10 protein-coding genes are annotated in these 12,540 nt (G+C 25.4%); 4 read left to right on the top strand and 6 right to left on the bottom strand.

Translation table 11 applies throughout. The features are described 5' to 3' along the window. Positions 1–200: 200 nt before the first annotated feature. The 3 genes from cspC to zwf form a co-directional block, all read right to left on the bottom strand. A complete protein-coding gene (gene cspC / locus D9V68_RS01645; protein WP_158357713.1) occupies positions 201–410 on the bottom strand; it encodes a cold shock-like protein CspC in 210 nt (69 codons plus the stop codon). Between the two features lie 358 nt (positions 411–768). Next, positions 769–1,647, bottom strand: a complete 879-nt coding sequence (htpX, locus tag D9V68_RS01640; protein ID WP_158357711.1) for a protease HtpX — start codon at positions 1,645–1,647, stop codon at positions 769–771. A gap of 204 nt (positions 1,648–1,851) precedes the next feature. Continuing rightward, entirely contained in the window at positions 1,852–3,327 is a 1,476-nt protein-coding gene (gene zwf / locus D9V68_RS01635) for a glucose-6-phosphate dehydrogenase (protein ID WP_158357709.1), read from the bottom strand. Between the two features lie 240 nt (positions 3,328–3,567). Here zwf and pyk point away from each other — a divergent pair, with 240 nt between their 5' ends. The 3 genes from pyk (at position 3,568) to znuB (ending at position 7,634) form a co-directional block, all read left to right on the top strand. Beyond that, positions 3,568–5,010 carry a pyruvate kinase gene (gene pyk, locus D9V68_RS01630; protein WP_158357707.1) on the top strand — a complete coding sequence of 481 codons (1,443 nt, stop codon included), beginning with the start codon at positions 3,568–3,570 and terminating at the stop codon, positions 5,008–5,010. 1,078 nt (positions 5,011–6,088) lie between these two features. Next, positions 6,089–6,805: a zinc ABC transporter ATP-binding protein ZnuC gene (gene znuC, locus D9V68_RS01625; RefSeq protein ID WP_158357705.1), complete on the top strand. Its 717-nt coding sequence runs from the start codon at positions 6,089–6,091 to the stop codon at positions 6,803–6,805. Between the two features lie 34 nt (positions 6,806–6,839). Further along, positions 6,840–7,634, top strand: a complete 795-nt coding sequence (gene znuB / locus D9V68_RS01620) for a zinc ABC transporter permease subunit ZnuB (protein WP_158357703.1) — start codon at positions 6,840–6,842, stop codon at positions 7,632–7,634. 6 nt (positions 7,635–7,640) lie between these two features. Here the strand turns inward: znuB and aspS are convergent, their stop codons facing one another. The 3 genes from aspS to trxB all read right to left on the bottom strand — a co-directional run bounded on the left by aspS (position 7,641) and on the right by trxB (position 10,893). Beyond that, complete coding sequence (gene aspS, locus D9V68_RS01615) at positions 7,641–9,407, bottom strand: aspartate--tRNA ligase (RefSeq protein WP_158357701.1); 1,767 nt, start codon at positions 9,405–9,407, stop codon at positions 7,641–7,643. Between the two features lie 186 nt (positions 9,408–9,593). Next, complete coding sequence (infA, locus tag D9V68_RS01610; protein ID WP_158357699.1) at positions 9,594–9,812, bottom strand: translation initiation factor IF-1; 219 nt, start codon at positions 9,810–9,812, stop codon at positions 9,594–9,596. A gap of 121 nt (positions 9,813–9,933) precedes the next feature. After that, complete coding sequence (trxB, locus tag D9V68_RS01605) at positions 9,934–10,893, bottom strand: thioredoxin-disulfide reductase (RefSeq protein ID WP_158357697.1); 960 nt, start codon at positions 10,891–10,893, stop codon at positions 9,934–9,936. Positions 10,894–11,238: 345 nt separating this feature from the next. Between trxB and serS the strand changes: the two genes are divergently transcribed. Continuing rightward, positions 11,239–12,522 (top strand): serine--tRNA ligase, encoded by a 1,284-nt coding sequence (gene serS / locus D9V68_RS01600; protein WP_158357695.1) that lies wholly within the window; start codon positions 11,239–11,241, stop codon positions 12,520–12,522. Positions 12,523–12,540 lie beyond the last annotated feature (18 nt).

Genomic DNA, 12,540 nt, shown 5'->3' with positions numbered 1-12,540 from the left:
TATACTCTTTATTTGATTATATCTAGAATATTAAAAATAGTTTTGGATAAAAAAGATCATGCGAATGAACAGATTTTGAGAGAATTCATGTATGAAGTTATTAATTTTTTAAAAGTATTAAATATCTTTGAAAAAATGAAGTCCTCTGATTTTTTATCACAGAGGGCTTTTTAAAAATTTTTTCTTAACTAGTATTTATTTTATATAGAAAAAACATTTACTGCAGCAGGACCTTTTTGTCCATCTTGAATTTCAAATTCAACGTTTTGTCCTTCACTCAAGGTCTTAAAGCCGTTTCCTTGAATTGAAGAAAAATGAACAAAGACATCTTTGCTTCCATCTGATGGCGTAATAAAACCAAAACCTTTAGACTCGTTGAACCACTTAACTTGACCTTTAATCTTAGCCATTTTGTAACTTCCTTAAGGAATATTTATTAGTCTTAATGCTAATTTATGGAGAAAACAATAACATTACTGTATGAGGCATGAATTTAAGATTTGGCAAGAGAAGTTGTGTCAACGTCTTTACTCTAAACTTTTTTAACTTTAAGATTCTATGCATAAACAGAATTGTAGCTTGTTTTACTTAAATATTTAATTAATAATTAAAATTCAATAATAAAAAGCATAATATTTTCATATAATAACATTTTTATATAAAAAAACAAGTTTAAATTAATATTCTAAAAAAATACTTTTATATGTTTTTTTGTTCTCTTAATAGAAAGATGGTAAATATTTTTCTATTAAGAGAAGTATGTTTTTACTACATATATTCTTTTTTATATAGTGCTTGAATTCTTTTTTCTAGAGTTGGATGAGATGCAAATAATTTTAGAAAAGAATTAGATTTTCCATGAATGCAAAATGCAATCATACTATCAGATTCTTGAGGTTCATGACTTGTTTTTAAACGATTTAATGCAGAAATCATTTTTTCACGACCTACTAATTTTGCAGAGCTAGCATCAGCATAAAATTCACGATGTCTAGAAAACCACATGGTAATAATACTAGCTAAAACACCAAAAATTAACTCTAAGAATGTAGAAATTAAAAAATATAGAAAAGGATTTCGTTCTTCTACATTATTTTCATTTCGATTGCTTGATATTGTACTGCTAATTATTTGTGAAAGAACACGAGATATGAAAATAACGAAAGTATTAACGACACCTTGAACTAATGTCATAGTGATCATATCACCATTGGAAATATGACTGATTTCATGTGCAATTACAGCTTCTGCTTCATGACGAGTCATATTTTCCAATAGTCCCGTGGAAATAGCAATTAGAGCAGAATTACGACGCGCACCTGTTGCAAATGCATTAATATCAGGTGCATGATATATTGCTATTTGAGGCATAATAATGCCTTTTTTAATAGATTGTTCGCGAATAGTATCTATTAGCCAATTTTCCATTTCATTCCGAGGATGAGTGATAATTTTTCCATTTACAGATCTTAATGCGATCCATTTTGATAGAATTAATGATAAAATAGAACCACTAAAACCAAATAAACTCGACATAATTAATAAACTATAAATATTATTAGACTGAATACCTGTAAGATTAAGAATCAGACTAAATATTAACATAACTGCTAAATTAGTTAATAAGAAAAGAATAATACGTATCATGAGATATTATCTTCCTCGCTTAGCAAAATAAATATTTATTAAACTAATAATTTAATATTTATTATAAAAGTAAATATTTTTAAATTTTTTTAATATATCAATTTCTATATTATTTTTTATTTTGATGAATATTAAAACATTAATTTTTAAGCTAACATAGTTGACTGAATCAAGTCAAGACAGATCAATTTTTTAAAATTATTTTTAATTAAATTTATGCCAAAAATGATTATTACGAGCAAGTAGTAAATCTGAATTTTTTGGTCCCCAAGTTCCTGATATATATAATTCAGGAGTATTATTTTTCATTTTTTTCCATCCATCTATAATCGGATCTATCCACTTCCATGCTGCTTCCACTTCATCACGACATACAAATAATGATTTTACGCCTCTCATACTCTCTAATAATAATCTTTCATAAGCATCAATTAAATTTTTAGAATATTTTTTATACAAATGAATAGATTCTAATTGAGAATTTTCTAGTTGATATTCTCTGTCTAATCCCGGTGTTTTATTGAAAATATTAAATTTAATATTTGTATTTGGTTCTAAACGTATGATTAGCTTGTTTTGTGATAATTCTAAATTTGAATTTTTAAATAAATTTATAGGTACTTTCTTAAAAAAAACTACTATTTCAGAATATTTTTGTGCTAAACGTTTTCCTGTTCTCAGATAAAATGGAATACCAAACCATTTTTGATTATTAATATAAACTTTAATAGCAACAAAAGTTTCAGTATTACTATTTTTATTCGCACCATATTCTTCTAAATAAGACGGTACTTGTTTCCCTTTGATCATTCCAGAACAATATTGTCCTCGAACAGTTGTTTTATGAACATTATTAATGTCAATTGGATTAAGAGAACGTAGTATTTTTACTTTTTCATATTGGATACTTTCAGATGTAATATTTTTCGGTTGATCCATGGCAAGAATGGTTAGTATTTGCAAAAGATGATTTTGCACCATATCTCTCATTTGTCCCATTTGATCAAAGTAATTCCAACGACCTTCAATTCCCACTTCTTCGGATACAGTAATCTGAATATGATCAATAATTTTATTGTCCCAGTTATGAAAAAAAAATGAATTAGCAAAACGTAAAGCGAGAAGATTAAGTATAGATTCTTTTCCTAGATAATGATCAATACGAAAAATTTGTGATTCTAGAAAATATTTAGAAATTTGATTATTAATTTTTTTTGACGTTTCTAAACAAATTCCTAATGGTTTTTCTAAAACTATACGTGCTGGAATTACATTTAAATTTGCATTTCCTAAACCTGTAAAAATAGCATTTAATGTATTAGGAGGAACTGCACAATAATAAATAATGATATTTTTTTTTTTCTGTAATATTTCTTTTAATCGAAAAAAATGTAGTAATTCACAAAAATCAATATTACAAAAATGTAAACGTGAAACAAATTTTTTCCAAATAACACTATCAATTTCTTCATTTAAAAAATTTTTTATTGCTGTTTTTGCTACTATTATATAGTCTTTAGTACTCCAATTAGCACGACCTGAAAAAATTATACGTGTATCTTTGTGTATTTTTTTAGATTTTTCTAATCTATATAAAGCAGGTAACAATTTTCTTTTCGTTAAATCTCCTTTTGCTCCAAAAATTACTAAATCGCAAGCTTGATTTGTTTCTGTGATCATAATTTTCTCTTTTTTAAAATTTATATATAAAATAAATACTTTACACACAAAATTTTTATTTTATAAAAATCATACTATTATTACAGATTTTTGTTTTTTTATAATATACTATTTGATTAGTTAAATTATTTTTATTGATTTTACTAAATAACTTAATAAAGTTAAATAAATATTTCCCGCAATTAAACTAATATTTATTTTAAAAAACAATTTTAAAAAATTTTTAAAAAGGTATTTTTTATGTTAAATCGATTAAGAAGAACAAAAATTGTAGCTACTTTAGGACCTTCTACAGATGCAAATGATAATCTCGAAAAAATAATTCGTTCTGGAGTAAATGTTTTGCGATTAAATTTTTCTCATGGTTCAGCAAACGAACATAGATCAAGAGCCAAAAAAGCAAAAATAATCATGAGAAATTTAAATTGTCATATTGCATTACTTGGTGATTTACAAGGTCCTAAAATTCGAATTTCTAGATTTAGAAAAAATAGTATTTTTTTAAATATAAATGATTTTTTTATCTTAGATGCTCTGTTAGAAGAAAATGATGGAAATCAAGATAGAGTAGGTATTGATTATAAAAAATTACCATATGATCTCAAAGTGGATGATATACTATTATTAGATGATGGAAGAGTACAGTTAAGAGTTATACAAGTTACTCATCATGAAATATTTACGAGAGTGGTTATAGGAGGGATTCTTTCTAATAATAAAGGTATTAATAAATTAGGTGGTGGGTTATCTGCAAATGCATTAACTGAAAAAGATAAAAAAGATATAATACTAGCAGCTGAAATCAATGTAGATTATTTAGCAGTATCGTTCCCAAGATGTAGTGATGATTTAAAAAAAGCAAGAAAATTAGCTGAAAAATCTGGAAGTAATGCTAAAATAGTAGCAAAAATAGAACGTGCAGAAGCCGTGATAAATCAAAATACTATAGAAGATATAATATTAGCATCAGATGCAATTATGATAGCTAGAGGAGACTTGGGCGTAGAAATAGGTGATTCTGAACTTGCCGGTATTCAAAAAAAATTAATCAGAACTGCTAGACAATTAAATAGAATAGTTATTACTGCAACACAAATGATGGAATCAATGATTTTAAATCCATCACCTACTCGTGCGGAAGTTATGGATGTAGCTAATGCTGTTTTAGATGGTAGTGATGCAGTTATGCTTTCAGCTGAAACTGCATCTGGTAAATATCCATCTGAAACTGTTATAAAAATGGCAAAAATTTGTCAAGGAGCAGAAAAAGTACCAAGTATTAACGTTTCTAGACATCGTCTTAATGCAAAATTTAATGATATTGAAGAAGCAATTGCAATGTCTGCCATGTATGTTGCTAATCATTTAAAAGGAATTACCGCGATTGTTACAATGACTGAATCAGGAAAAACTGCACTTATGACATCTAGAATTACATCTGGATTACCTATTTTTGCTTTATCAAAACATAAGAAAACTTTAAATTTAGCAGCGCTTTACAGAGGCGTTACTCCCATATATTTCGATAGCGAAAATAATGGTTTTCAAGCCGCTAATGAAGCAATTGATCTCTTGTGTAAAAAAGGTTTTTTATATACTGGTGATTTAGTTATTATAACTCAAGGTGATATTATGGGTAAAATAGGTAAAACTAATACTAGTAGAATTTTAAAAGTCATATAACTTGCATTAAAATTCAATTTTTTATTGATACTAGCATAGAAACGATATGATTTTATATTGATACATTAATAGAATAATTATTAATCCAGATTTTATAGTATAAATATCATTTATCAGTATATCTGGTATTACCCGGTTAAGTAATTTTTTCTTTTATTTTAAATTTTTCATGTATCTTTATTAAAATTTTTTGATGTATATCGAGTTTTGTATTCATACTTATTTGTTTATATATAATCTAAAAACTAGATATTTTATTAAGATGTTCTTTAATGATTTTACTATTACTATTAGCTACATAAAAAATACTTTTAGAAATAACTAAATCTATTTATAAATTAAGTGTTAAGAAATGCGTTACTAAGATTAAGATAATGTAAATAAAATGAAGAAGAAATTCTATTTTGTTTGAAAAACAAACAATAAATACATTCATTTTTTACTAAAAACATTGATGTTGTAAAAATTATTATTTAATAAATTATGTGAATAAATAAATTAAAATCACTTCTTATTTAAAATTGATAAAAATCTACTGGTCATTGCATTATTTTAATCATACTATTGATTTAAGATTTATTTAAACGTGGTTACTATATACTTTAAAAAACAACAGAACTTTGCTAGATAAATATTTTTTTATAAAAATTAAAGATTTTCTATTTCAGTTCTCATAGTTAACTTCATTGATTTTTTCTCCAGTGCGAACGAAACGACTATAATCTGTAATATTATTTATATAATTATTTGTATAGCTCTATAAGTATTTTAAACTCAATTCTATTTTATTTAAAAAAACTTTCATTTAATTTGTGTAATAAAAGAGTTATTTAGAGCCTGATAAACAACTAAATATTGTTTTAATATTAATTAAAAAAAGAATCATTTTATCAATCTCCTATATTTTTTTAAAATATTTTTTTTGATAAAAATTTATTATTTACTTAAAAAATTCACTTTAATTTCTTATTAGAATAATAAAATTAGAATTTTTTACTTTTTTTTAATATAATATTGATGTTCATCTGAAAAAATATATCCTATAATATAGGAACTAAAAAAAATGATTTATTAAGATATGTTAAAATTCATTCAATTAAAAAATGTTTATGTAAATTTTTCTAATCGCTCTATCCTTTCTAACATATCATTATCTTTAATTCCTAATCGTGTTCTTACTTTAATCGGACCCAATGGAGCTGGTAAATCTACTTTAGTACGTATTATTTTGGGATTAATAAAACCTAATACTGGTACAATTGTTCGTTCTTGTAAATTGTCTATTGGTTATGTACCGCAAAAATTATCTCTTAATACATTATTACCGATCACAGTAGAACGATTCATGAAATTATCTAAAAGAACAGATGACATAAAAATATCAAAAATATTAAAACGTGTAAAAGCGGAATCTTTAAAAGATTCTCAGTTGCAAAAATTATCTGGTGGAGAAATGCAGAGAATTCTGTTAGCTAGAGCCTTATTGCATGATCCGAATCTTCTTGTTTTAGATGAACCTACACAGGGAGTTGATATAATGGGACAACTTGCTTTATATGAATTGATTAATCAAATTCGATATGAATTAAAATGTTCTGTTTTAATGGTTTCTCACGATTTAAATTTTGTAATGGCAAAGACAGATGAGGTAATTTGTTTGAATAATCATATTTGTTGTTCTGGCGCTCCAGAAACTGTTTATAATAATGCGGAATTTATTTCTATATTTGGATTGCAACGTGTAAAAGAAATGGCTATTTATTATCATAATCATAATCATACACACGATTTTTAAAAAATATATTAATATTATTAATAGAGTGATTTTTATGTTTGAACTAGTTTTCTCAGGATGGTTAGCAGGTGTTATAATATCTTTAATAACTGGACCATTGGGTTCATTTATAGTTTGGCGTCGGATGTCTTCTTTTGGTGATACTTTATCACATTCTTCTCTATTAGGAATAGCCATATCTGTCGTCTTGAATGTTAGTTCTATTTATGTTCTGATTTGTTTGATGAGTTTAATTGCATTTGTTATAGCCTGGTTAGAAGAATTATTACCTTGTTCACTAAATACTATTTTAAGTATAACGTCACATAGTACATTATCATTGGGAATAGTTTTAATTAGCTTAATGTCTACTAAACAACAAATAGATATTACTAATTATTTATTTGGTAATTTATTATCCGTACAAAAATCTGATTTAATTGTTATTGTGATAAGTAGTATAATAATACTGAGTATTTTGTTTTTTCGTTGGAATCATATTTTATCAGCAACTATTAATGAAGAATTAGCTCAAATAGACGGAGTAAATCTTTTTTATGCCCGTTTAACTATAATGTTGATGAGTGCTTTAACTATTTCTATAGCTATTAGGTTTGTGGGTGCATTATTGATCACTTCTTTATTAATTATTCCACCTGCAACTGCACAACATTTTTCAGGTTCTCCGGAAAAAATGGTTATTATTGCTATAATAGTGAGTATTATATCTGTTACAGGAGGAATATTTTTATCTATTTTTTATAATACTCCAGCTAGTCCATCTATTGTATTGTGCTCTTCTTTTCTTTGTGTGTTAAGTAATATTAAAAAATATTTTTATCAAAAATAAAATATTTTATTTTTTATTTTTTATAATTTTAATACCTAATTCTTGTAATGTTAAATTATCTGAAATACTAGGGGAATTTGTCATCAAACAAGCTGCAGATGTTGTTTTAGGAAAAGCAATAACGTCTCTAATACTCTGGCTGTTAGTTAAAAGCATGACGATTCTATCTAATCCTAAAGCTATTCCTGCATGTGGAGGAGCACCATATTGTAATGCTTCTATTAAAAAACCAAATTTTTCATTTTGTATTAATTTTTTCATTCCAATAATATCAAATACTTTTTTTTGTATTTTTGAATCGTGAATACGTACTGAACCACCACCGATCTCATAACCGTTGATTATAAGATCATAACTATCTGAAATAGCGAGATCAGGTGAATCTCGTAATTTTTTTTCATCCATTTTTTTTATAGCAGTAAATGGATGATGAACGGAAGAAAAATTTCCTTTAACGTCTTTATGAAACATAGGAAAATTAACTATCCAAATTGGTTTCCAAGTATTTTTTTGAGTAATATTAAGATCATCACCTATTTTTAAGCGCAACATACCAAGCGATTTATTAACAATATGTTCTTCATCAGCAATTAAAAAAATTATATCATCTTTTTTGGCATTGCTTTTTTTGAGTATTTTTTCTAAAATTTTTTCATCTAATATCTTTTTCATTGAGCTACGAATATTTTTAGATGTAACATTAAATTGTATTATTTTTATATAAAATAATTTTTTAGAACCATATTGTTTTACATATTCAGTATAAGAATCAATTTTTTTTAGACTGAGATTTGCACCCCCTGGAATACATAATAATGCTATTCGATTGTTTTTTTTAGAATTGATATTAAAAAATAATGTACATTTTTTATTTTTAAATATTTCATGTACATCAATAATTTCTATTGGATTCCTTAGATCAGGTTTATCTGATCCGTATCTTTTTATTGATTCATGAAAAGATATTTTTGGGAATTTTCTTAGTCTAATATTTAGTATTTTAAACCAAATTTTTTTTATAAGTTTTTCTGTTAAATTGCGAATTTTATCAGAACTCATAAATGAAACTTCAATATCAATTTGTGTAAATTCTGGTTGCCGGTCTGATCGTAAATCCTCATCACGAAAACATTTTACTATTTGATAGTATCTATCAATACCGGCAATCATTAATATTTGCTTAAATAATTGAGGGGACTGAGGTAATGCATAAAATTTTCCATGATGGTTACGACTAGGTACTAAATAGTCTCTAGCACCTTCCGGTGTGGATTTTGTGAGAATAGGAGTTTCGATATCTAGAAAATGTTTCTTTGTCATAAAAGTTCGTATTAAATAAGTAATTTTGTTTCTTATTTTAAGATTTTCTAAAATATTAAAACGACGTAAATCTAAATATCGATATTTTAATCTTGAGTCCTCGTTACTATGATTAGTATGATTTAATGGTAAGGATTTAGAAATATTTAAAATATTTAATGAAGATGCTAAAATCTCTATTTCTCCTGTTCTCATTTTTATGTTTATATTTTTTTCTTCTCTTTTCTGTACAATACCGGAAATTTGAATACAAAATTCATTCCTTAAATTTAAAGCATTTTTAAAAATTATATTATTTTTTAATTCAAAGATAATTTGAACAAGACCAGTAAAATCTCTCATGTCTATAAAAATAAACTGACCAAAATTTCTTACTTTATGCACCCAACCACATAGTTTAACTGTTTTTTTTAAATGTATTATTCTAATGTTTCCACAATATTCAGTACGCATAAATTCTCTTTAAATTTTTTATTTTCATAACAAAAAAATTATTTTTAATGATTTTTTATTAATAGATTTTTTAAATACATAGATAAGTTTTGAGGGAGTGAATTTTATTTTTTTATAAAATAATTGATTGATTTTTGATATTTTGTATGGTTAATTTTAATTAATATTTTATTTAAAATATTATAACTAACGACTTCTAAAAATAATTCTACCTTTAGTCAAATCATATGGTGTTAACTCTACAGTAACTTTATCACCGGTTAATATTCTAATATAATTTTTTCTCATTTTTCCTGAGATATGTGCAGTAATAATATGTTTATTTTCTAATTCTACACGAAACATGGTATTGGGTAGTGTATCTATTACTACTCCTTGCATTTCAATATTTTCTTCTTTTGCCATTTTTTTCTCATTTTTAGATATTTTTTTTAAATATGATGTTAAAATGCTCTATTATACCAGATACTAGTCATTTTGACTAGTATGATCTACAATCTATTTATGTTTTTTAAATATAATTTTTCTATATTAAAGAATTAAGATACCGTTCACTATCTAATGCAGCCATACAACCACTAGCAGATGATGTAATTGCTTGTCTATAAACATGATCTATTACGTCTCCTGCCGCAAATATACCGGGAATACTTGTTTGAGTGTAATTTCCGTGCATTCCCCGCATAACTTTAATATAATTATCTGTCATTTCTAACTGATTAACAAATATATTTGTATTAGGCGTATATCCAATGGCAATAAAGATCCCAGAAATGTTTATTTGAAATAATTTTTCTTCTTCGGGATTTTTTTGATTAATTAATACAGATGTTACACCAGAAGAATTACCTAATATATTTTTTACAGTAGAATTCAAATAAAGTACCACTTTTTTGCTTTGTATTTTTTTTCTTAATCTATCAAGTAAAATTTTCTCAGCGTTAAATTTGTTTCTACGATGTATGAGATATATTTTTTCAACAAAATTAGACAAATATAATGTTTCTTCTATAGCAGTATTTCCACCACCTACAACCGCTACTTCTTGGTTCTTATAAAAAAAACCATCGCAAACAGCACATGTTGAAACACCTTTTCCTTTAAAAGTATTTTCTGATTCTAATCCTAAATAACGAGGGTTTGCACCAGTAGCAATAATAACTGAATCAGTAGTATATTGATTATTTTCTCCTTCTAAAAAAAAAGGTTTTTTTTTGAAATTTACACAAGTGATATTATCAGATATAACTTCAGTGTTAAATTTTACTGCATGTTTATGCATACGATTCATTAATTCTTTACCACTTATTTGATTCATATCTGCAGGCCAATTTTCAATTTCATTAGTATTCATCAACTGTCCTCCTGGATTTATTCCCGTAATTAAAAGAGGCTTTAAATTAGCTCTTGAAGAATATATCGCTGCAGTATATCCTGCAGGTCCAGAACCTAAAATAATTACCTTTCTATGTTCAATAGTACGCATATTTAATTCCTTCGAAGTTAATTTATTCTATTAAAAAAAATATATATCATATGATAATTAATTATTAATATTTTACATATAAAAAATTATGTGATGAATAAAAAAATGAGTTATTATTTATAATAATTAAATTTTATAACTTTACTTTATATATTCAATTGAATTATATCAAATATCTTTTTACGTATTAAGTATAGTATTAAAAATACACAAATCTATTATATACTGAATGCAATCAATTATTAAAAATATTATATATTTATAAATATTTAATAAAATTAACAATTTTTATATATTTTATGAAATTAAAACATTCATAAATAATTAAAAAAAAAGAAAAATACCATGTTAAATCCTTATTTATTACGAAATGAATTATATTCAACAGCTGCAAAATTATTGAAAAAGGGTTATGAATTAGATGTTTCCGCTATTTCTTCTATGGAAGATAAACGTAAAAAACTACAAATTCATACTGAAAATTTACAATATAAACACAATTCTTTATCAAATTTAGTTAGAGATGCAAAAAATATTAAGAAAAAAACTGCATATTTGAAAAACCAAGTTATACAATTAGGAAAAGATTTACAAGCTTCTAAACTTGAACTTAGTTCTTTACAAGAAAAAATTTATCGTTTTTCTATGTGTATACCTAATATTCCTTCTGATGATGTTCCTGAAGGAAACAAATCAAGTCATAATAAAGAAATTAAATATTGGGGTAAAAAAAGAAAGTATGACTTTGTAATTCAAAATCATGTAGAAATAGGAAAAAAATTCAATGAATTAGATTGGAAATCTTCCGTACAAATCTCGGGATCAAGATTTGTTGTTATGAAAGGTAATATCGCTCTTTTACACCGTGCATTAAGTCAATTTATGTTAGATTTGCACACTATCAATCATGGTTATATAGAATCTTATGTACCTTATTTAGTTCATCCTCAAGCTTTATATGGAACTGGACAATTACCTAAATTTAGTGATGATTTATTTCATATAAATATTATGAATAAACACGATTATATATTAATTCCTACTGGAGAAGTACCATTAACTAATTTAGTTTGTAACAAAATAATAGAAGAAAAAGATTTACCTATTATGTTAACTGCACATACGCCTTGTTTTCGTTCAGAAGCATCTTCTTATGGACGTGATGTAAAAGGATTGATTCGATTACATCAATTTGACAAAGTAGAATTAGTGCAAATTGTTACACCAGATAAATCTATGGAAACTTTAGAAAAATTGACAAATCATGCTGAAAAAGTACTACAACTCTTAGAACTACCATATAGAAAAATACTCTTATGTGGAGGAGAAATGGGTTTTGCTTCCGTCAAAACTTATGATTTAGAAGTTTGGTTTCCTGCTCAAGAAAAATATAGAGAAATTTCTTCTTGTTCTAATATGAGTGATTTTCAAGCTCGTCGTATGAAAACTCGTTATCGAAAAAAATCTGAACAAAAAAATTATTTTGTACATACGCTAAATGGATCTGGATTGGCAATAGGTAGAACGCTAGCAGCAATTTTAGAAAATTATCAACATTCTGATGGTCGTGTAGAAATTCCTAAAATTCTTCAAAAAAAATATATGCGAGGTTTAGAATTTATAAACTAATTATAAATATAATTCTAA

The sequence above is a fragment of the Buchnera aphidicola (Hyperomyzus lactucae) genome, from assembly GCF_005081705.1.
GTDB lineage: Bacteria > Pseudomonadota > Gammaproteobacteria > Enterobacterales > Enterobacteriaceae > Buchnera > Buchnera aphidicola_Y.
This window is presented reverse-complemented; position numbering and strand designations above follow the sequence as displayed.

Excerpts from the sequence above, each read along its gene's own strand:
- cspC (WP_158357713.1), bottom strand. The coding sequence starts at position 410 with ATGGCTAAGATTAAAGGTCAAGTTAAGTGGTTCAACGAGTCTAAAGGT.
- htpX (WP_158357711.1), bottom strand. The coding sequence starts at position 1,647 with ATGATACGTATTATTCTTTTCTTATTAACTAATTTAGCAGTTATGTTA.
- zwf (WP_158357709.1), bottom strand. The coding sequence starts at position 3,327 with ATGATCACAGAAACAAATCAAGCTTGCGATTTAGTAATTTTTGGAGCA.
- pyk (WP_158357707.1), top strand. The coding sequence starts at position 3,568 with ATGTTAAATCGATTAAGAAGAACAAAAATTGTAGCTACTTTAGGACCT.
- znuC (WP_158357705.1), top strand. The coding sequence starts at position 6,089 with ATGTTAAAATTCATTCAATTAAAAAATGTTTATGTAAATTTTTCTAAT.
- znuB (WP_158357703.1), top strand. The coding sequence starts at position 6,840 with ATGTTTGAACTAGTTTTCTCAGGATGGTTAGCAGGTGTTATAATATCT.
- aspS (WP_158357701.1), bottom strand. The coding sequence starts at position 9,407 with ATGCGTACTGAATATTGTGGAAACATTAGAATAATACATTTAAAAAAA.
- infA (WP_158357699.1), bottom strand. The coding sequence starts at position 9,812 with ATGGCAAAAGAAGAAAATATTGAAATGCAAGGAGTAGTAATAGATACA.
- trxB (WP_158357697.1), bottom strand. The coding sequence starts at position 10,893 with ATGCGTACTATTGAACATAGAAAGGTAATTATTTTAGGTTCTGGACCT.
- serS (WP_158357695.1), top strand. The coding sequence starts at position 11,239 with ATGTTAAATCCTTATTTATTACGAAATGAATTATATTCAACAGCTGCA.